Source organism: Streptomyces sp. NPDC043680 (genome assembly GCF_056436685.1).
The window spans coordinates 39,944-59,538 of record NZ_JBWKCE010000006.1 but is presented as its reverse complement, the minus strand read 5'-3'; the positions used below and the strand labels follow the sequence as shown (position 1 = coordinate 59,538).

Here is a 19,595-nt window from a genome sequence, read left to right as displayed (position 1 = left end):
GCGGCGCCGTCACGGCCCGCGCCACAGGGCACGCCACCGGCCGCCGTTGCGGCGTCGGCTACCGGCCGCCGTTGTACGGCCCGTAGGGGCCGTCACTGCTGCTGCCGCCCCGGCGGCGGCCGCCACCCGAGACCTGCTTGAGGGCGGGGCGGACGTCCACGAGGAACACGATGGTGGCCACGAGACCGGCGATCTGCAGGAACAGCATGCTCGCCAGGAAGAAGTCCACGAGGACCGTGACGCCGAGGATGACCAGCCAGAACGTCTTGCTCTGCTTGTCGGCGGCCCGGTACGCGTCATCCCGCGCCACCAGCGCGAGGACGAAGGCCACCACGGCGAGCGCCAGCATGGCGAACCCGAGCAACGGGAGGACCCCGTTATCGAACCCGTTCATCAACATCGCCTCGACCGCCTTCTCCCGCTGGCCCGTCTTCTGCCGCCTGACTCCACGCTACCCGCAGAGGCGCCCCCCACCCCGTCCAACGGGCCGGACACCCCACCGGTGCCCGGCCCGCCGTCCCGCATGCGTACGCGTCCTGCGCGTCAGCGCGTCCTACGCGTCCTTCCGGATCAGCTCTCCTCGCCCGGCGTGCCGGCGGACTTCCGCGGGCCGCTCTTGCGCGCCGGGGTCTTGCGCGCGGCCGGTACGCCCTCGGACTCCGCCGCGGGGGCCGCCGCGGCGGTCTCGGGCTGCGGGTCCGGCTCCACGGCGACGGCGATGTCGACGATCTCCTCGGAGACCCCGCCCCGCCAGGCCCGCACGGCCTGCTCACCGTGCTCGGCGACCTTGTCGTAGGTCTCCTTGGCGAGCACCGCGTACTCGGCGGCCACGCCGACCCCGCGCAGCGCCAGGTCCTGCGCGGTCTCCCCGAGCTTCTTCGGGTCGATAGCGCCGAGCACCTCGGCGAACTTGGCGGTGACCGCCTCCTGCGCCTCCTTGGCCTTCTCCTGGACGATCTTCGGGTCGGTGTTCATCACGGCCTCGATGCGCGCGGGCGCCTCGGCGCGCAGCTGCTCGATGAGCCCGGGCACCTTCTTGGCCTGCTGCACCGCGAGATCGGCGGTGCCCGCGGCGAAGTAGAGCGGGGTCGGGTCGGTGAGGGTCTTCTTCAGGTCATCGGCGATGGCCATGGGGCTGGTCCTCCCGGATCACAGTTCGGTTCGTTGGTGCTGGGGGCCGTCCGCGCCGGCCGGGTCGGCCTCCTGCGCGTTCTCCTTGCGGAACGACTCGTAGATCTGGAGCAGCACCTGCTTCTGCCGCTCGTTGATGGACGGGTCGGCGAGTATGACGCTGCGCGTCTCCACCTCGTCCCGATCCCGCTCATCGAGGATCCCGGCCTGCACGTACAGCGTCTCCGCGGAGATCCGCAGCGCCTTGGCCAGCTGCTGGAGGATGTCCGCGCTCGGCTTGCGCAGCCCGCGCTCGATCTGGCTCAGGTACGGATTCGACACTCCGGCCGCATCGGCCAGCTGCCGCAGCGAGAGCTGGGCCTGCCGCCGCTGGTCGCGGAGGAACTCGCCGAGATTTCCGACGTTGAGCGATGCCATGCCCCGATCCTGCCGGAGTCTGCTAACTATTGCAAGCGCATGCTTGCAAGAGCACCCAACCGGCGTGTCGCGTCGGACCGGCCCGGGGACCGGACGCCGGAGACCGCTCAGGAGGGACCGCTCAGGAGGAGACCGGTCAGGAATCGAGAAGCACAGAAGACCCGGCCGCACCTAGCGTGAATGCCACAACCCCTTCCCACCGGGAGCGACCATGACCGGCTCTTCTGCCCCTTCCCCCTCTACCCCGTCTTCCCCTTCTTCCACGCAGGGCGTCAAGACCGTGCTGCACCCCGTCTCCGACTTGGCGGCGGCCAAGGCCGTGTACACCGCCCTGGTCGGCGTACCGCCGCAGACCGACGAGTCCTACTACGTCGGCTTCGAGACCGCCGGCCAGAGCATCGGGCTGGTTCCGGCCGGTGGGCCGCAGGGCATGACCTCACCCGTGGCCTACTGGCAGGTGGCGGACCTCGACGCGAAGCTGGCCGAGGTGACCGCCGCGGGTGCCAAGGTGAAGGAGCCCGCGCACGACGTCGGCGGCGGCCGCCTGGTGGCCACCGTCACCGACCCCGACGGCAACGTCCTCGGGCTGCTCCAGGACCGCTGACCCCGCGAAGACCCCCGCCCGACAGAGGGAGAGACGATGAGCACGGCCAAGAGGACGGACACGCAGGCGCCCGCGCCGCACGCCGCCGACAGCCACGACCTGATCCGCGTCTACGGCGCCCGCGTGAACAACCTCAAGGACGTCAGCGTCGAGATCCCGAAGCGCCGGCTGACCGTGTTCACCGGCGTCTCGGGCTCGGGCAAGAGCTCGCTGGTGTTCGACACGATCGCCGCCGAGTCCCAGCGGCTGATCAACGAGACCTACAGCGCCTTCGTCCAGGGCTTCATGCCCACGCTGGCCCGGCCCGAGGTCGACGTCCTCGACGGACTGACGACCGCGATCATCGTCGACCAGCAGCGCATGGGCGGCGACCCCCGCTCCACCGTCGGCACCGCCACCGACGCCAACGCGATGCTGCGCATCCTCTTCAGCCGGCTCGGAACGCCGCACGTCGGCCCGCCCAGCGCCTACGCCTTCAACGTCCCCTCGGTCCGGGCGAGCGGTGCGATCACCGTCGAGCGCGGCGCGAAGAAGGCGGTGAAGGCGACCTTCACCCGCACGGGCGGCATGTGTCCGCGCTGCGAGGGCCGCGGCGCGGTCTCCGACGTCGACCTCACCCAGCTCTACGACGACAGCAAGTCCCTGGCCGAGGGGGCGCTCACGATCCCCGGCTACAGCATGGACGGCTGGTACGGCCGCATCTTCAGCGGCAGCGGCTTCTTCGACATGGACAAGCCGATCCGCAAGTACACCAAGCGAGAGCTGCACGACCTCCTCCACAGGGAACCGACCAAGATCAAGGTCGAGGGCATCAACCTGACCTACGAGGGCCTGATCCCGAAGATCCAGAAGTCCATGCTGTCCAAGGACATCGACGCGCTGCAGCCGCACGTCCGCGCCTTCGTGGAGCGGACGATGACCTTCACCACCTGCCCCGAGTGCGACGGCACCCGGCTCAGCGAGGGAGCCCGGGCCTCGAAGATCAAGGGCGTCAGCATCGCCGACGCCTGCGCGATGCAGATCAGCGACCTCGCCGCATGGGTCCGCGGCCTCGACGAGCCCTCGGTGGCTCCGCTGCTCACCGCGCTCGGGCAGACCCTCGACTCGTTCACGGAGATCGGCCTCGGCTACCTCTCGCTCGACCGGCCGTCGGGCACGCTCTCCGGCGGCGAGGCACAGCGCACCAAGATGATCCGCCACCTCGGTTCCTCCCTGACCGACGTCACCTACGTGTTCGACGAGCCCACCATCGGCCTGCACCCCCACGACATCCAGCGGATGAACGACCTGCTGCTGCGGCTGCGGGACAAGGGCAACACGGTGCTCGTCGTGGAGCACAAGCCGCAGACGATCGCGATCGCCGACCACGTCGTCGACCTCGGCCCCGGCGCCGGCAGCGGGGGCGGCACCGTCTGCTTCGAAGGCACCGTCGAGGGGCTGCGGGCCGGCGGCACCGTCACCGGCCGCCACCTCGACGACCGGGCCGCCCTCAAGGAGACGGTGCGCAAGCCCACCGGCACGCTGGAGATCCGCGGAGCGACGGCGCACAACCTGCAGGGCGTCGACGCCGACATCCCGCTCGGGGTGCTGTGCGTGGTCACCGGCGTCGCCGGCTCCGGCAAGAGCTCGCTCGTGCACGGCTCGATCCCGCCCGGAAAGGGCGTGGTCTCCGTCGACCAGGGCGCGATCCGCGGCTCCCGGCGGAGCAATCCGGCGACGTACACCGGGCTGCTCGACCCGATCCGCAAGGCGTTCGCCAAGGCCAACGGCGTCAAGCCGGCGCTGTTCAGCGCCAATTCCGAGGGCGCCTGCCCCACCTGCAACGGCGTCGGCGTCGTCTTCACCGACCTGGCGATGATGGCCGGCGTCTCCAGCACCTGCGAGGAGTGCGAGGGGAAGCGGTTCCAGGCCTCGGTGCTGGACTACCACCTCGGCGGCCGCGACATCAGCGAGGTACTCGCGATGCCGGTGACCGAGGCCGAGCAGTTCTTCGGCGCCGGCGAGGCACGCACCCCGGCCGCGCACCGCATCCTCGACCGGCTCGTCGACGTCGGCCTCGGCTACCTCAGCCTGGGCCAGCCCCTCACCACGCTGTCCGGCGGCGAACGGCAACGGCTCAAGCTGGCCACCCACATGGCGGAGGAGGGCGGCGTCTACGTCCTCGACGAGCCGACCGCCGGCCTGCACCTCGCCGACGTCCAGCAGCTGCTCGGCCTGCTCGACCGGCTCGTCGACTCCGGCAAGTCGGTCATCGTCGTCGAGCACCACCAGGCGGTCATGGCGCACGCCGACTGGATCATCGACCTCGGCCCCGGCGCCGGCCACGACGGCGGCCGGATCGTCTTCGAGGGCACCCCCGCCGACCTCGTCGCGGCCCGCTCCACCCTCACCGGCGAGCACCTCGCGGCGTACGTCGGCGGTGGTACGCCCAGGTGACCGCCGCGAGCAGCGGGCCCCACAGGACCAGGGGCAGGTAGAGGAAGCCCGCGACCGTGGCGCCGAGGGCGGTCATGTCGGGGTGCGGGAGGGACCACCACAGGAGGAACGGGGTCCACACGACGGCCAATACGAGCGCGACGGCTCCGGCTGCGGCGGTGACCCCCCGCGGCGGGAGCCGTCGGCCGCCCACGAACGGGAGCCGGGCCGGGAGCACCTCTCCCCAGGGCCGCACCAGGCCGAGCGTGAGCAGGGCGAGCACCTCGCTGCCCACGCTGAGGGCGAGCACGTAGACCCGGCCCCAGCCGGGGATGCCCGCGGCGGTGTATCCGGCCTCGGTGTAGCCCGCCAGGCAGCCCGCCGCCAGGAGCACGCGCCACAGGCCGGACGGCAGCGTGAGCAGCGCGGTCAGGTGCGCGGCCCGAACCGCCCAGCGGGGAGCGGTCGTTGAAGTGCCGTTTGGCTGCGTCGTCGTCATGTCCACCATCGTGTCGGCCCGTCCCGGCCGATACGTCGGCCCCGGGGACGGGCCGCGGGCCCGCCCCCGGCAGGACCCGGCGCCCGCCGCCTCCCTCGGCCGGGGGAGGCGGCTCCGCCTCAGGCGCGGGTGCCGATCACCACGGTGGCGGACAGCTCCTCCGAGGTGCGCGCGCGTACCGACAGGCCGGCCGACGTCAGGGCCGCGGCCGTCTGCGGGGACTGGCGGGCGCTGGTCTCGATCAGCAGGTGCCCGCCCGGCGCCAGCCACGGCAGGGCCCCCGCCGCTACCCTGCGGTGGATGTCCAGGCCGTCCGGGCCCCCGTCCAGGGAGGTCAGGGGCTCGTGGTCGCGGGCTTCCGCGGGGAGCAGCCCCATCTCCCGCGAGGGGACGTAGGGGGCGTTGACCACGAGGACGTCCACCCGGCCCCGCAGCGACGCGGGCAGCGCCTCGTACAGGTCGCCCTCGTGGACCCGACCCCCGTACGGGGCCACGTTCAGCCGCGCGTACGCCGCCGCCACCGGGTCGATGTCCGCCGCGTGCAGTTCCACCGGGGCGCCGCCCAGCCCCGCCGCGACCGCCGCGCCGAGCGCGCCCACCCCGCAGCACAGGTCCAGCACCACGGCACCCGGCCGGGCCAGCGCCACCGCCTCCTGCACCAGGAACTCGGTGCGCCGGCGCGGCACGAAGGCCCCCTCCCCGACCCGCATCCGCAGTCCGCAGAACTCGGCCCAGCCGACCACGTGTTCCAGCGGTTCCCCGGCAGCCCTGCGGGCCACCAGGTCCGCCAGCTCCGCGCCGTCCTCGGCGGCGGCCGCGCTCAGCAGCTCCGCCTCCTCCTCGGCGAAGACACAGCCCGCGGCGCGCAGGGCGTCCACGACCGCGGCCGGGGGCGGCGGCGGGGAGGACGGGGACGGGGACGGGGACGGGGACGGGGACGACGGTGATACCACGGAACTCATTCCTCGTTCTCCAGGACGGTGACGTCCAGGGATGCCAGCCGGGCCGGATCGGCCAGGATGTCGATGGCGACGATACGGCCGCCGCCCACCGTGAAGGCCAGCACCGAGAGCGGCTTGCCCCCGGGCGGGATGGTGACGACCCCGGGCACGCCGTTGACCAGCGCGGGCCGCCCGAACGGCGCGAGCCGCTGGAAGGTGAGCGCCTGCCGCGCCACCGCCCCCGCGCCGAGCGCCAGCTCCGCCATGTCGACGCGGAGCACCACGTCGGGGTCGAGGACGGTGATGAGGCCCTCGAAGTCGCCGCCCCGGGACGCCGCCAGGAACGCCCCGACGACCTCCTTCTGCTTGGCCAGGTCGACGTCCGGTGCGGGAGCACCGCCCCGCACCCGCCTCCGGGCCCGGCTCGCCAACTGCCGTGCCGCTGCGGGCGTGCGCTCCACGATGGGCGCGATCTCGTCGAAGGACACGCCGAACATGTCGTGCAGGACGAACGACAGCCGCTCCGCGGGCGCCAGTTGCTCCAGGACGACGAGCAGCGCAAGCCCGACCGAGTCGGCGAGCAGCACCTCCTGCTCGGGGTCGAGCCCGTCCGGCGGGCTCAGCAGCGGCTCCGGCAGGCCGAGCGGTGACTCCAACGACTCCTCGCGCCTGACCTTGCGCGAGCGCAGCTGGTCGAGGCAGACGCGGGCGACGACGGTGGTCAGCCAGCCGCCGAGGTTCTGCACCTCGCTCGTGTCGGACCGGTCGAGCCGGATCCAGGCCTCCTGCACGGCGTCGTCGGCCTCCGTGAGGGAGCCGAGCATCCGGTAGGCCACAGCCCTCAGATGCCCGCGGTTCTCCTCGAAGCGCGCTGCCAGGTACTCGCTGTCGCCGCGGTACCCGGTGTCGCCGGTGCCGGTCATGTGGTCGTCCCCCTCGGTCGTCCGTGCGTCTTCACCGTTCCTGCTCCTCGTCCCTCTGACGAACCGGAGGCCCACGATGTGACGAGGAGCGACCGGGAAGAGCGGTCGGAACGGGGCGGCCGGAGGAGCAGGGCGGTCAGAGGAACAGGGCGGTCAGAAGACGTCCGGGCACCAGGGGCGGCGCGCGGTGCGGAACACGGCGTCGGCGAGCGCCAGCGCCCCCGCCCGCTCCTCGGTCACCCGGCCCAGCGCGCCCAGCCGCACGGCGGACTCGTCGCCGAGGTACAGAGAGCCCAGCGCCGCCACGTCGAGCCGCAGGTCCGCCGGCTCCGCGGTGCGCGTGCACTCCCCCGTCCCGGCATCCAGCCGGTAGCGGCCCGCTGCCGGTCCGGTGGGATCGGCCACGTCCAGGACGAGCACCCCGGGCACGGCGTACGTCCGCGCGCGCAGGGCCCGTACGACGTCCAGCACGCGCACCCACAGGAAGTCGGACGCGGTGACCACCCGTGCGGCCCGCGGATCGGGCAGCAGCTGCGCGACGAGGTCGTCAGGGGCGCGGTAGCCGGTGCGGACCTTCAGCACCCAGTCGATGGAGCACAGGAACCGCCACAGGGCCCGCTCCGCCTCCGGGCTGACCGCGATCAGCTGCTTGACCTGCACCGTGTTCTGCGGGAGCTTCGCGTCCGACCAGTGGTCGTCGGCCGTGTAGGCCACCAGTCCGGCCACCTCGCCGGCCGCGGTCCGGTACACGGCGTGGAACTTGTCCCGGTACGGGCGGTGCGACATCTCCTCCAGGCCGGTGGTCAGGTTCCACCAGCGGGTGTCGCGGTCCACCGCGCCGTGCGTGGCCGCCCGCAGCCGCTCGTGCAGCCCGGGGCCCACCAGGCGCACCTCGGCCTCGTCGACCATCTCGATCCGGCTGCCGTCCGCGGGCCCGGACCAGCGCGGGTCGAGTCCGGTGCGCGGTACGTCGATCTCCCATTCCGAGATGGAGGCGGCGGGCCCGTACCCGTAGCGTCCGTAGATCGGGTACTCGGCGGCGATCAGCGTCGACACCACGTCGCCGCGCTCGGTGGCGGCGGCGAGCTCGGCGGTCAGCATCCGGGTCAGCAGGCCCTGGCGGCGGTGCGTGGGCGACACGGTGACGTTCGAGATGGCGTCGGCCGCGATCGCCGCCCCGCCCGGCACCGTCAGTTCCTGAGCGAAGGAGCGGAGGGTGGCCACGCACCGGCCGGTGCCGGTGTCGAAGGCACCCCGCAGGCGGGCGAGGTCGCTGTACTTGGCGCGCTGTGCGACGTCGGAATCGGTCACCTTGGCCGGGGTCAGGAACCCGGTGTTCAGGGCGCGCAACCACTCGGGGAGTTCGGATTCGGCGATCGGCCGGACGTCAACGCTCATAACCGGCCACGCTAATGCGCCCGCCGGCCCGCGTCGCCTGAATTTTCCGCCGCCGGAGGGCTCCGGAGCAGCCGGACTCCCGAGCTGCCGATCTCCTACGCCAGCAGGTCGTCCACCTGCGCCTCACCCTCCCGGTAGCGCCGGGTGATCTCCGTGGTGCAGTCGTCCACCGTGCGCTGCAACTGCTGGCGGCGCCGCGACACCTGCTGCTCGTAGCGCACCAGGCGGCCCATCGCGTCGTGCAGTTCACCGTCGGTACGTGCGCCGAGGTCGGACAGCTCCACGTCGGCAAGCATCTCCGCGGCCAGCAGCCGGAACTCCTCGCTGTGCGGGGTGCCGAGCGTGACGTGCCGGGCTGAGGCGCTGCGGCTGGACGGCGCGTCGGCGAGGATCTCCGAGAGCCGGTCCACCATGGGCTGCCCGGGAGCGACCGGCGCCTCGGGACCGGCACGCCGGGCCAGTTCGGCGCGCAGGATGTCGATCCGGCCCTGGAGAAGTCTGCGGATGTAGCTGAGGTCCGCCTCGTCGCGCTGGGCGTCACGGCGCAGGCCGCGCAGCTCGGGCAGCCCGAGCGCATTGGCGACCCCGGCAGGCGTGGTCGGCGCCTGCTCCTCGCCCGTGCGCTGCGCGGGCGGTCGTACCGCGCCGGCGCACGTGGCTGCGGGTGATGCAGGTACGGAGGTACCAGAAGTATTCATCGAACGTGTCCGTCCCCTCGACCGGTGCTGGGGGCACCGCCTGCATGCATCGTGCCACTCTCCGTGGTGCAGGTGCAGTCCCACCCCACCCGATCGGCCCCGGACGGCGGTATGCGTCGGTGTCGCTCCGGCCTCGGCCGGCCGCCGGTTGTCCCGTATGGGTGAACGGGACTGGCTCGGGCACCCGGGCTTCGCACGAGACGTCAGTCTCAGTGGAGAACGGCAGTGCCGCAGAAGCGAGTGGAGGAGAGGGGGGGGTGGGTGGTGACGCGCGGTCGGGGCAGGCAACAGCGGGGGTTGCGCACGCCAGCTGCTCCGTTCACGGTGTCGGCGCCCACGGGCGCACGCATCCGGGATCGCCTGCATCCGTCGACGCTCGATGTGGAGGTCCTGCGTGTTGTCGGCGGGCATCTCGGCCGCGAGGCCCGTGCCGACTTGGTGGAACGGGTGCGGATCGGGGTGGTGCCGGCCAAGGAGAACCGGCGGGCGGAGCGCAAGCGAGCACTGACCCGGGTGTCGTCGTCGCGGTGGGCGGGCGCCCTCACTCGTATGTCGGAAGACCGGTACCAGCTTGCCCTGCGAAGCTGTTCGACGAGAGGGCATCCCTGCACCGAGTCATCGCCAGGATCCGTACCCGTCTGGCCGTGCCTTGCGGCCGACGCGTGAGCGGGGTCCGGGGCTATGCGGACCGGGACGAGCGTGCGCAGAAGCAGCGCCGACTACAGGTGCTCGTCGCCCGCCTGGCCGACGTGGAGCAGCGCATCGAGACCGGCCACCCGGCGATCGTCGGCGGCGACCGCCGCCTGGCGAAGGTGTGGCACAACCTCGACGGCTTTGGCCTCACCCGGCCCGAGTGGCGCGAGCGGTGGGACGCGGGGCGCATGTTCCTGACCGCCGACGGGGAGTCGGGGGCGCCGTATGGGAACTGCACGATCAGCGTGGACCCGGCCAACGGCACGGTCACCCTCGTCCTATCCGAACCCCTGAAGCACCTGGCGAACGCCCCGCGCGGCCGCTACCGGCTCAAATGCACCGTCACGTTCCACCATCGCCGGGAGGAATGGCTGGACCGCACCATCGCCGACCGGGCCGTCCGCGACGACATCACCCATGGTCCTGTGCGTGGTCGCTGGTACCTCGATGCCTCGTGGTCCACACCGCAGGTCGTATTGCCCGCTCCTGGCGACCTGGCAGCGGCAGGCGCCCGACTGCTCGCCGTCGACCTCAACGCCGACCACCTTGCCGCCTGGGTGATCGACGCACATGGCAATCCGGTCGGCCGGCCGATCACGGTGTCGATCGACCTGACCGGGCCCGCATCCCGGCGGGACGGCCGACTGCGGGCTGCGATCAGCGAGATCATCCGATTCGCCGGCCTGCACGGCTGCGCAGGTTTCGCCATCGAGAACCTCGGCTTCGCCGATGCCCGTACCACTGGTCGGGAGACCATGGGCCGAGGCAAGCGAGGCAAGGCATTCCGCCGCACCGTCGTGGGACTGCCCACCGCGAAATTCCGGGAACGTCTGCGAGGCATGGCCCACCACGCCGGCCTGGTAGTCATCGCGGTCGATCCGGCTTACACCTCCCGCTGGGGCGCGCAGCACTGGCAGGCCCCGCTACAGCAGCAATCGAAGACCATCGTCGTCACCGGCCACCACGCGGCCGCGGTGGCGATCGGCAGGCGCGCCCTCGGACACGGCATACGGCGTCGGCCAGGTGTGACCGCTCGCGACCGGAGGATCGTGAAGCGGAGAGCTACCGGCCAGACCGTCCTCCGCCCGGGAGCGCGCGGGACCGCGAGCCCGCCAACCTCGCGCTGCTCCCTGTCTCCCAAGACCGTTCGGGGAGGCACCCGGCCGGGCAGTGATGAGGCCGTCGACGGCCCCCGTCGCTAGCAGCGGTGCACGGCTGGTACACAGGTGGTATGCGAGCAGTGGTGCAGAGGGTGGACGGCGCGCGCGTCGTGGTGGCCGGCGAGACCGTGGGCGAGATCGTCGGCGAGGGTTTGTGCGTGCTGGTGGGGGTGACCCACGACGACACCGCGGAGAAGGCGGCGCAGCTGGCGCGCAAGCTGTGGTCGGTGCGGATCCTGGAGGGCGAGAAGTCCTGCAGCGACAACGGTTCGCCGCTGCTGGTGATCTCGCAGTTCACCCTCTACGGAGACGCCCGCAAGGGCCGCCGCCCCACCTGGAACGCCGCCGCGCCCGGCGAGGTCGCCGAGCCGCTGGTCGACGAGGTCGTGGCGCAGCTGCGGGCGCTGGGGGCGACGGTGGAGACGGGCCGGTTCGGCGCGGACATGCGGGTCTCGCTCACCAACCACGGCCCGTTCACCCTCGTCATCGACGTCTGAGACGTCCCGCGGAGACGTCCCGACGAGACGTCCCGGCGGCCGGGGCCTGCCCCTAGGGCGCTACGACGACCTCCTGCGCCGCGGCCGTCTTGCCGGCCAGCAGCGGTGCGTCCACCGGGACGTTCCGCTTGACCAGCGCGAGCGCGATCGGGCCCAGCTCGTGGTGGCGCACCGCGGTGGTCACGAAGCCCAGCTGGCGGCCCTCCTCCCCGTCCGCGGCGAGCCGCAGCGGCGCGCCGTGGGCCGGGAGGACCACCTCGGAGCCGTCCAGGTGCAGGAAGACCAGGCGGCGCGGGGGCTTGCCCAGGTTGTGGACGCGGGCCACCGTCTCCTGGCCGCGGTAGCAGCCCTTCTGGAGGTGCACGGCCGTGCCGATCCAGCCCAGCTCGTGCGGGATGGTGCGGTGGTCGGTCTCCAGGCCGAGCCGCGGCCGGTGCGCCTCGACGCGCAGCGCCTCGTACGCGAGCAGTCCGGCGGCCGGGCCGTGGGAGGCGGCGAAGGACTCCAGCTCGGCGCGGGGCAGGAAGACGTCGCGGCCGTGCGCGGTCTCCCGTACGACGTGCTGCTTGTCGACCTCGGCGATGGAGCCGGCCGGCAGGTGGACGACGGCGAAGTCGGCGGTACGGTCGGCGACTTCGACGCGGTAGAAGAACTTCATCGACTCCAGGTAGGCGATCAGTGCCTCCTGCGTGCCGGGCTCGACGTGCGCCCACACCGTCTCGCCGTCGTCGACCAGGTAGAGCGCGTGCTCGATGTGGCCGTGCGCGGACAGGATCAGCGCCTCGGTGGCCTGCCCGGGCGGGAGTTCGGTGAGGTGCTGGGTGAGCAGCAGGTGCAGCCAGCTCAGCCGCTCCGGTCCGGTGACGGTGACGACTCCGCGGTGCGAGAGGTCGACGAAGCCGCGGCCGTCGGCGAGGGCGCGCTGTTCGCCGTACAGCTCTCCGTAGTGGGCGGCGACGCCCTCGTCACGGCCTTCGGCCGGTACGGCGCCGGGAAGATGGAGCAAGGGGCTGCTGGTCATGCCGCCAAGCCTACGACCCTCCTAGGCGGAGGCGGCAGCGTGCTTCGCGGCACACTTCTTGCAGAGTCCGAAGATCGCGAAGTGCTTCATGTCGGTCTCGAACCCGAAGGTCGCACGGAGCTTCGCGGTGAACTCGGCGGCGATGTCCAGATCCGCCTCGATCACGTCGGTGCACTCGCGGCAGACCAGGTGGATGTGGTGGTGCCGGTCAGCGAGGTGGTAGGTGGGCGCGCCGTGCCCGAGGTGGGCGTGCGAGACGAGCTTCAGCTCCTCCAGGAGCTCCAGCGTGCGGTAGACCGTGGAGATGTTGACCCCGGAGGCCGTCTTGCGCACTTCGGCGAGGATCTCGTCGGGGGTCGCGTGCTCCAGGGCGTCGACCGCTTCCAGCACGAGCTGGCGCTGCGGTGTCAGCCGGTACCCGCGCTGGCGCAGATCGCTCTTCCAGTCGGCGGTTTCGCTGTCGTCGGTGCTCGCCACCCGGCCAGTGTACGGGCGCGGGAGGGACCGCGGGCGGGCCCGCGGTCCCCTTGTCCGGCGCGTCCGGTGTCAGCGGAAGAAGGCGATGCCGTCGTCCGGCATGTCCGGGAGGTTGCGCGCCATCTCGGCGACCTCCTCGGGCGTGACGACCTTCTTCAGCTGGGCCGACATGTACGGGCGCAGCTCGACCTCGGGGGTGGCCTTCTCACCGACCCACATCAGGTCGCTCTTGACGTAGCCGTAGAGCCGCTTGCCGCCGCTGTACGGGCCGGAGGCGGCGGTGCGGGCGACCGCGTCCGTCGCGAGGTCGATCTGGGGCTTCTGGTCGGCGAGCTCGCCGTACCAGACCTCGACGACGCCCTGGTCGCGGATCATGACGATCTCGACCTTGCGGTCCTTGTCGATCCGCCAGTAGCCGGACTCGGACTCCAGCGGCCGCACCTTGTTGCCCTCGGAGTCGAGGACCCACGTGCGGGAGACGTACTCCAGGAAGTCCCGGCCGTCGTGGCTGAAGACGACTTCCTGGCCGAAGTTGCACTTCTCCTCGCCGGGGAAGTCGAAGACGCCCGCGCCCTCCCAGGTGCCGAGGAGGAAGGCGAGGGGGACGAGGCCGGGGTTCAGGTCGGACGGGATCTGGATCATGGTGGGCTGCTCAGGCGATCTGTGAGGGGTTCCGGGTCGGGGCGGCGGCCGGTGCCGGGGACGCCCCCGGACAGGGTCCGGGGGAGGTCAGCGCTGGCCCTGGTACAGCTTCTTCACGGCCAGGCCGGTGAAGGCGAGCACGCCGACGCAGACCAGGATCAGCAGGGAGGTGAAGACTGCCTCAAGCACGGGGTGCTCCTCGGAAGGTTCGTTAGGGCAATGGGCCGGTCCCCAGCCTACTGGCCCGGGGACCGGCCCACTCCGTGAGGTGGCCCGCAGCGGCCGCGCCGGTGCGCTCAGCCGAGCAGCTGGCTCTGCAGGATCGCCGTCTGGTGCAGCGGAACGGAGGCCACCTGGCCCTTGCGGCTCTGGAAGATCACCGCCTGGATGTCGCCGGAGCTGACGCAGCCCGCCTTGATCTGCTCGTCGCCGACCGGCGCGGCCTCCTCGTAGACCGCGATGCCGCTGTGCGCGGGCGGGGACTCGATGAACTTGACCTTGGTCCAGGACGCGTCCTGCTCCATGCGGTTGACGCCGTTCACGTTCATGTCGATGTTGCAGCCGTGGAAGGTGTCCACGAAGCCCGAGCTGTGGAAGCGCAGCAGGTAGATCCGGGTGCGGGTGCCGTCCGGGGTGGTCCAGCCCCGGCCGACGATCTGGCGCAGGCCGTCGTCGGTGAAGCCCTGCTTCATCTTCTCGCGCACCGTGGACTCGTACTCCTGGAGGAAGGTGTCCGTGGTGACCACGGAGTCCTTCTCCAGCTTGAGCCCGGCGTCCGGAGCGGAGCCCCGGGGGGCCGGCAGGAGCAGCTGCGCGAGACCGGCGTAGTGGATACCGTCCTCGTTGTCCTTGGCGAAGGGCAGGGGGGCGCCGGGCGGCAGGGTGGGCTTGGCCAGCGCGGGGTAGTCCCAGCGGCCGTCGTCGCGGGTGGAGAGCCCGGGGATGTCGGTGCGCTCGGGCTGCGTGATCCCGTACGCGACCCCGGTGCCGACGGCGCCGAAGACGAGGACGGCGGCCGTCCAGCGCAGCGCGGCGTGGAGCCGGCGGCGGCCCTTGGGCGGGGCCGCTGCCTCCGGCGGTACGAGTGCTTCCGCCTCGGGAGCGGCGGGGGCTACGGGCACGGGCGGTGCGGCGGGGGCCGCGGGCGCGGGCGGTGTCGCTGCGGCCTGCGCGGACACGGCGGGCGCGGCCTGGGCGGGCCCGGCCGGCGCGGGCGCGGCGTCCGGCGCGGGCGCGGCGTCCGGCGCGGGCGCGGCGTCCGGAGCGGCGTCGGTGGCGGTCGGCTCGGTCACACGGACTCCCCGGGGGACTTCAGGTGGCTCAGCTGGTTCTTGAAGAAGGCGACGGCGTCGGAGTGCGAGAAGGGCTTGGCCCCGAACGCCCGGAAGTTGACCAGCACATCACCCTGGACCGCGACGCAGTCCATCGAGTCGATCTTCTCCTTCTTCTCCTCGCCGATGGCCACCAGCGCGCACTTGGCGTCGGGGTAGCCGTCGACGGCGGGCGCCTCGCGGTCGTCACCGGTGAGGTCGAGGAGCTTCTTGGACATCTCGGAGAAGGCACCCACGGCCTTCGGGTCCGCCTGCATGATGCGGACCTGGTAGACCGCCTCGCCGCCGCCCTTGGTGTAGCTGCGGCCGGCGAGTCCCTTGAGCTTGAGACCGGCCAGCATCTCGTCGCGCTGCTTGCGCTCGGAGCTGGACAAGCCGTTGCGGGCGTCCTTGAAACCCTGGACGGCCTTCTCCCCCGAGACGAAGAAGTTGTTGCCGTCCTGGGCGAGGTCGGGGCCCAGCGTGAAGTTGGAGGGGACCGGCAGCAGCTTCCCGGAGAGCTCGTTCGCCGGTACGGGCGCCGGCTCCTCGGGCTTCTGCGGGGCGCTGCCCTCGGCGGTCCAGTAGCGGGTGGGCGCGGTCCGGTCGGCGTGCTCCAGGGCGACGGAGGCCGCGATGCCGCCGCCGGCGAGGACGGCCAGGCCGATCCCGCCCGCGATGAGGGCGGCCGCCGTGCGGCTGAGCCCGCGCGGCGCCTTGCCGGACGGCTCGGCGGCGGGCGCCGGGGCGGGCTCCGCCGCTTCGGGAGCCTGGGCCGGAGCCGGGGTTTCGGGGTGCTGCGGCTCGGTCACAGTCGCTCCAGCTGTCGCTTGGCCAGGTCGAGGACATCGCTCTCGGACACCTTGCCGCGGTTGTCGTAGTAGGCGATCTCCATGACGATGTCGCCGCGGCGGGCGATGGCCCGCGCCCCGCGGATCGGGTAGTACCCGGGCTTCTCGTGGGCCTCCGAATCGACCCAGACGTGCCCGAGGTCCGCGGCGGTGCCGGGAATGGCCACACCGGCGTTGCCCGCGTGCTTCGCCTCCGGCATGTACGCGGACTGCCCCTTCTGGTACTTCTCCGCCTCGGAGCGCTCGGTGAACTGGATCAGCCGGACCTCGACGAACGTGCGGTCGTCCTCCGACCACAGCGTCGTGGCGATCCGCCGCACGTGCGCGTCCGCGAGCTGGCGGACCATGTGCTCCGGCTTCTCGAAGAAGTCGGCCGCGAAGACGTCGAGGGTCTCGTAGCCGGTGCCTTCGCCCTTCGCCCCGGCCGGCGCCTCGACCAGGAGCTTGCCGAGGTCGTCGTCCGTCTTGTGCCAGCGGTTGGCGTTGATCGTCTTGTGCGTGGTCTCGCCGTCGGGCGCCAGCGCCTTCGGCGTGTCGATCTTCTGCTGGGCCAGCGGCGGCAGCGGCGTGGGCTTGCGGCCGTACTGGACCGCGTACCCCGTGACCGTGCCGGCCAGCACGCCGAGTACGGCCGCGCCCGCGATCAGGGCGACCGTGCGGCCGCGGAGGCGCCGGCGCGCCACGGGCGCGGAGGCGGGTGCAGGTGCGAAGCCGGGAGCGGCGGTCAGGTCCGCCGGAGCCGGCTCCGGCGCGGCCTCCCCCTCGTTGCGCTGCTCGGAGAGGGTCTGGTCATGTTCCAAGGAAGGGTCCCCCCACAGGACTGGAGGCACCGGGTCGGTTCACCCGTGCACATCCATGACATGTACCGGAGGAACCCGGTTGTACGCATGCTTATTACATTCTTATCTCGGCGGCCTTCAGTCCTCGCGCCGCCGCTTTCCGTCCAGTTCGTCCCACCACTCGTCGGACTTCGGATCGCCCGAGGGGTCGTCCCACCACCGGTCGTCCGGCCCGCGCCGGTTCGCGACCATCGCGGCGACCGGCGGGATGACCATGGCGACCACGCACAGGGCGACCGCCGCCTCCACCGAGATGAGGCGTACGAAGGCCCAGGCGGACACGAACAGGAACAGGCATCCGCCCATGAGGAGGAAGTAGACGCGGCGCCGCCGTGCGTACATGCCTCCAGGGTAGGGCCGTGGCCGGACGGCGCGAAGGGCCGCACCCCGTTCCAGTGGCGTCCAACCCCTGGGGTGCGGCCCTTCGGCCGGTCATCTGCTGCGAGCGGTCAGACCGCGATCGCCACGTCCGTCACGCCGCCGGCTTCGGCGACCACCACGGCGCGGTCCGCCTGGGCGCCGGGCACCAGCGCCCGCAGCGTCCAGGAACCGGTCGCCGCGTAGAAGCGGAACTGGCCGGTCGCCGAGGTCGGGACCTCGGCCGTGAACTCGCCGGTCGAGTCGAGCAGCCGCACGTAGCCGCTGATGGGCTCGCCGTCCTTGGTCACCTGACCCTGGATGGCGGTCTCACCGGGCTTGAGCGTCGCGAGGTCGGGCCCGCCGATCTGTGCTCCACACATGTTCTCTGTCCTGTCCTGAGAGAAAGTCGTACCGCGAAGGGCGTCGCGTGCCCGGTCGCCGTGCTTGCTTGCTGGTTGGCGCTGAACTACCCGTCGGCGCTACTTGTTGGCGCCGAGCTCGATCGGCACGCCGACCAGGGAGCCGTACTCGGTCCACGAGCCGTCGTAGTTCTTGACGTTCTCCTGGCCCAGGAGCTCGTGCAGCACGAACCACGTCAGCGCGGAGCGCTCACCGATGCGGCAGTAGGCGATGGTGTCCTTCGACAGGTCGACCTGCTCCTGCTCGTAGAGGGCGGTGAGCTCCTCGTCGGACTTGAAGGTGCCGTCGTCGTTGGCGTTCTTCGACCAGGGGATGTTGCGGGCGCTCGGCACGTGGCCGGGGCGCTGCGACTGCTCCTGCGGGAGGTGCGCCGGGGCGAGCAGCTTGCCGGAGAACTCGTCGGGCGAGCGCACGTCGACCAGGTTCTGGGCACCGATCGCGGCCACGACGTCGTCGCGGAAGGCGCGGATCGAGGTGTCCTGGGCCTTGGCCTTGTACTCGGTGGCCGGGCGCTGGGGGACCTCGGTGCCGTCGACCAGGTCGCGGGAGTCGAGCTCCCACTTCTTGCGGCCGCCGTCGAGGAGCTTGACGTCCTGGTGGCCGTAGAGCTTGAAGTACCAGTAGGCGTACGACGCGAACCAGTTGTTGTTGCCGCCGTAGAGGACGACGGTGTCGTCGTTGGAGATGCCCTTGGCGGACAGGAGCTTCTCGAAGCCCTCCTGGTCCACGAAGTCACGGCGGACGGGGTCCTGGAGATCCTTCTTCCAGTCGATCCGGACGGCGTTCTTGATGTGGTTCTTGTCGTACGCGGAGGTGTCCTCGTCGACCTCGACGATGACGACGTTCGCGTCGTTCAGGTGGGCTTCGACCCAGTCGGCGTCTACGAGGACGTCGCTGCGGCTCATGGTGTTCTCCTCCGGGGCAGTGTGCGGCGGGGCTGTGCCGTGCAGGTGCAGGTGCTGCTGGCGCGTACCGCTGCCGAGGGCGCTCCTCGGACCTGCGCGGGGAGGCGGCAGGGGGCAGGAGGAAGCATGTGCGGTGCGGAACGCGCGGGAAGGGCGGTCGTCCGGCTGAGGGAGCGGATGCGCTCTCAGGTCACATGGATCGACAGAGCATGGCGGCGACGCGACACAGGTCTACTGCCCGCCGCTTCGTGAGGTCCGCCTGCTGATGCTTCATAGCCATGGATCGTAGGGACGAACCGGCCGCCCTGTCACCGGCGTGTCATATGTCGAGACAGGATCGTCCGGATGTCGGGACGCAACTCGCTCGGGGCGGCCGCCGCACCGGATTCCGGGCCCCGCCGGCGGGCCGCCCTTCTGCGGATCGGACCGGACCGTCTCACGATCCGGCCAGCACCACGTCCTGACCGCTCAGCGCGAGGTGGACGCCCGCCTCGTCCGAGGTCAGCGAGTCCAGCCGCAGACCGGCCGGGAGCCCGCCGTCCAGGCGCCGGTCGAAGTCGGTCTTCTTGCGGACCGCGCTCTCGATTCCGGGGATGCCCTCGCCCGGGACCGCGTCAGCCCGGACCCGGACCAGCTTCCCGGCGCCCTGCTCGGCGTCCACCAGCGTGACGGTCGACACCACGCTGCGGGTGAAGGTCCGCCCCAGGATCTCCACCGAGGCGGTGACCTTCACCTTCCCCGGCGCCCCGCCGTAGGCGAGGGTGACGCCGGTCTGCGAGGCCTGGGTCAGGTCCGCGTACGTGATGAGGGCCGAACCCTCGGCGCGCCGTGCGGTGCCGCCGCTGTAGTCCCCGTTCAGCCTGACCTCGCGGAAGCTGGCGTCGAGCTCCGAGAGCCGCGTCTTGCGGCCGTCCGCCACCGCGTCGACACCCTTCAGCTTCACGTCGACCCGGTCGAGGTCGTGGCTGAGCGCCTGGGTCAGAAACGGGAAGCCGTGGATGTCCACCTCCGTGCTCCCAGCCAGCCCCTGCCGGGCCTGGATCCGCTCGGCGAGCCGGTTCTCGGCGTAGCCGGCGGCCCAGCGGTCGACCCCCCAGAACAGGGCCCCCAGCACCACGGCAATGATCACGACGACACGCAGGAAACGCACGTGCCCCTCCCCCTGTAGATCGGTACGTGCGTTCTAGTGGACCACGGCGGCCCGTCGGACGGCCGTCAGCACGGCCGCCGGCGGGCCGCCCGTCGGCCGCCGTGGGCGTCAGCCCACCACCCGCCCGATCAGGTAGACCGCCGGAGCGGCGGCCGTCAGCACGGCCGCCGGCGGGCCGCCCGTCGGCCGCCGTGGGCGTCAGCCCACCACCCGCCCGATCAGGTAGACCGCCGGAGCGGCGGCC

23 protein-coding genes are annotated in these 19,595 nt (G+C 72.0%); 4 read left to right on the top strand and 19 right to left on the bottom strand.

The window, feature by feature from the left end; all coding sequences use genetic code 11:
- Positions 1-58: 58 nt before the first annotated feature.
- The 3 genes from AC0666_RS15215 to AC0666_RS15205 all read right to left on the bottom strand — a co-directional run bounded on the left by AC0666_RS15215 (position 59) and on the right by AC0666_RS15205 (position 1,548).
- Positions 59-400 (bottom strand): DUF2516 family protein, encoded by a 342-nt coding sequence (locus AC0666_RS15215; protein ID WP_468970379.1) that lies wholly within the window; start codon positions 398-400, stop codon positions 59-61.
- Between the two features lie 170 nt (positions 401-570).
- A complete protein-coding gene (locus AC0666_RS15210) occupies positions 571-1,131 on the bottom strand; it encodes a hypothetical protein (RefSeq protein WP_361721439.1) in 561 nt (186 codons plus the stop codon).
- An 18-nt stretch (positions 1,132-1,149) separates the two neighbouring features.
- Positions 1,150-1,548 (bottom strand): helix-turn-helix domain-containing protein, encoded by a 399-nt coding sequence (locus tag AC0666_RS15205; protein ID WP_361721442.1) that lies wholly within the window; start codon positions 1,546-1,548, stop codon positions 1,150-1,152.
- Between the two features lie 211 nt (positions 1,549-1,759).
- Here AC0666_RS15205 and AC0666_RS15200 point away from each other — a divergent pair, with 211 nt between their 5' ends.
- Together AC0666_RS15200 and AC0666_RS15195 are read left to right on the top strand one after the other, a co-directional pair.
- Entirely contained in the window at positions 1,760-2,152 is a 393-nt protein-coding gene (locus AC0666_RS15200) for a VOC family protein (RefSeq protein WP_478707723.1), read from the top strand.
- 36 nt (positions 2,153-2,188) lie between these two features.
- Positions 2,189-4,588 carry an ATP-binding cassette domain-containing protein gene (locus tag AC0666_RS15195; RefSeq protein WP_468970384.1) on the top strand — a complete coding sequence of 800 codons (2,400 nt, stop codon included), beginning with the start codon at positions 2,189-2,191 and terminating at the stop codon, positions 4,586-4,588.
- On the opposite strand, the gene AC0666_RS15190 is transcribed toward AC0666_RS15195, so the two are convergent.
- The 5 genes from AC0666_RS15190 to AC0666_RS15170 form a co-directional block, all read right to left on the bottom strand.
- Positions 4,539-5,066, bottom strand: a complete 528-nt coding sequence (locus AC0666_RS15190; RefSeq protein ID WP_468581623.1) for a hypothetical protein — start codon at positions 5,064-5,066, stop codon at positions 4,539-4,541. The genes AC0666_RS15195 and AC0666_RS15190 overlap by 50 nt on opposite strands.
- Positions 5,067-5,185: 119 nt before the next feature.
- The gene (locus tag AC0666_RS15185) at positions 5,186-6,028 is read right to left on the bottom strand and encodes a putative protein N(5)-glutamine methyltransferase (protein ID WP_478707722.1); all 843 of its coding nucleotides are present in this window, start codon (positions 6,026-6,028) and stop codon (positions 5,186-5,188) included.
- On the bottom strand, positions 6,025-6,930 hold the full coding sequence (locus AC0666_RS15180; protein WP_468970388.1) for a sigma-70 family RNA polymerase sigma factor: 906 nt from the start codon (positions 6,928-6,930) through the stop codon (positions 6,025-6,027). The genes AC0666_RS15185 and AC0666_RS15180 overlap by 4 nt, the downstream gene beginning before the upstream one ends.
- 153 nt (positions 6,931-7,083) lie before the next feature.
- Entirely contained in the window at positions 7,084-8,328 is a 1,245-nt protein-coding gene (locus AC0666_RS15175; RefSeq protein WP_478707721.1) for a GNAT family N-acetyltransferase, read from the bottom strand.
- A 95-nt stretch (positions 8,329-8,423) separates the two neighbouring features.
- On the bottom strand, positions 8,424-9,026 hold the full coding sequence (locus AC0666_RS15170; protein WP_468970393.1) for an RsiG family protein: 603 nt from the start codon (positions 9,024-9,026) through the stop codon (positions 8,424-8,426).
- A gap of 662 nt (positions 9,027-9,688) precedes the next feature.
- Here AC0666_RS15170 and AC0666_RS15165 point away from each other — a divergent pair.
- Both AC0666_RS15165 and dtd read left to right on the top strand, forming a co-directional pair.
- Positions 9,689-10,921, top strand: coding sequence for a hypothetical protein (locus AC0666_RS15165; RefSeq protein WP_478707720.1), 1,233 nt, complete (start codon positions 9,689-9,691; stop codon positions 10,919-10,921).
- Positions 10,922-10,950: 29 nt separating this feature from the next.
- Positions 10,951-11,376: a D-aminoacyl-tRNA deacylase gene (dtd, locus tag AC0666_RS15160; RefSeq protein ID WP_361721466.1), complete on the top strand. Its 426-nt coding sequence runs from the start codon at positions 10,951-10,953 to the stop codon at positions 11,374-11,376.
- Between the two features lie 52 nt (positions 11,377-11,428).
- On the opposite strand, the gene ygfZ is transcribed toward dtd, so the two are convergent.
- From ygfZ to AC0666_RS15105, 11 genes are all read right to left on the bottom strand, one after another.
- Entirely contained in the window at positions 11,429-12,397 is a 969-nt protein-coding gene (ygfZ, locus tag AC0666_RS15155; RefSeq protein WP_356849608.1) for a CAF17-like 4Fe-4S cluster assembly/insertion protein YgfZ, read from the bottom strand.
- A 21-nt stretch (positions 12,398-12,418) separates the two neighbouring features.
- Entirely contained in the window at positions 12,419-12,874 is a 456-nt protein-coding gene (locus AC0666_RS15150; RefSeq protein WP_468581616.1) for a Fur family transcriptional regulator, read from the bottom strand.
- A 69-nt stretch (positions 12,875-12,943) separates the two neighbouring features.
- Positions 12,944-13,516 (bottom strand): heme-binding beta-barrel domain-containing protein, encoded by a 573-nt coding sequence (locus tag AC0666_RS15145; RefSeq protein ID WP_361721475.1) that lies wholly within the window; start codon positions 13,514-13,516, stop codon positions 12,944-12,946.
- A gap of 296 nt (positions 13,517-13,812) precedes the next feature.
- Entirely contained in the window at positions 13,813-14,808 is a 996-nt protein-coding gene (locus AC0666_RS15140) for a hypothetical protein (RefSeq protein WP_478707719.1), read from the bottom strand.
- Positions 14,805-15,638, bottom strand: a complete 834-nt coding sequence (locus AC0666_RS15135; protein WP_468970404.1) for a hypothetical protein — start codon at positions 15,636-15,638, stop codon at positions 14,805-14,807. The genes AC0666_RS15140 and AC0666_RS15135 overlap by 4 nt, the downstream gene beginning before the upstream one ends.
- A complete protein-coding gene (locus AC0666_RS15130; RefSeq protein ID WP_478707718.1) occupies positions 15,635-16,477 on the bottom strand; it encodes a hypothetical protein in 843 nt (280 codons plus the stop codon). Before AC0666_RS15130 ends, AC0666_RS15135 begins: the two co-directional genes overlap by 4 nt.
- Positions 16,478-16,594: 117 nt before the next feature.
- Positions 16,595-16,858: a DUF3099 domain-containing protein gene (locus AC0666_RS15125; protein WP_468970408.1), complete on the bottom strand. Its 264-nt coding sequence runs from the start codon at positions 16,856-16,858 to the stop codon at positions 16,595-16,597.
- Positions 16,859-16,965: 107 nt separating this feature from the next.
- Positions 16,966-17,256, bottom strand: a complete 291-nt coding sequence (locus AC0666_RS15120; RefSeq protein WP_007265476.1) for a DUF1416 domain-containing protein — start codon at positions 17,254-17,256, stop codon at positions 16,966-16,968.
- Positions 17,257-17,355: 99 nt separating this feature from the next.
- The gene (locus AC0666_RS15115; RefSeq protein ID WP_468970410.1) at positions 17,356-18,201 is read right to left on the bottom strand and encodes a sulfurtransferase; all 846 of its coding nucleotides are present in this window, start codon (positions 18,199-18,201) and stop codon (positions 17,356-17,358) included.
- Positions 18,202-18,391: 190 nt separating this feature from the next.
- Positions 18,392-18,475: a putative leader peptide gene (locus tag AC0666_RS15110; RefSeq protein ID WP_350206375.1), complete on the bottom strand. Its 84-nt coding sequence runs from the start codon at positions 18,473-18,475 to the stop codon at positions 18,392-18,394.
- A 162-nt stretch (positions 18,476-18,637) separates the two neighbouring features.
- Entirely contained in the window at positions 18,638-19,351 is a 714-nt protein-coding gene (locus tag AC0666_RS15105; protein ID WP_468970412.1) for an LmeA family phospholipid-binding protein, read from the bottom strand.
- Between the last annotated feature and the right edge of the window lie 244 nt (positions 19,352-19,595).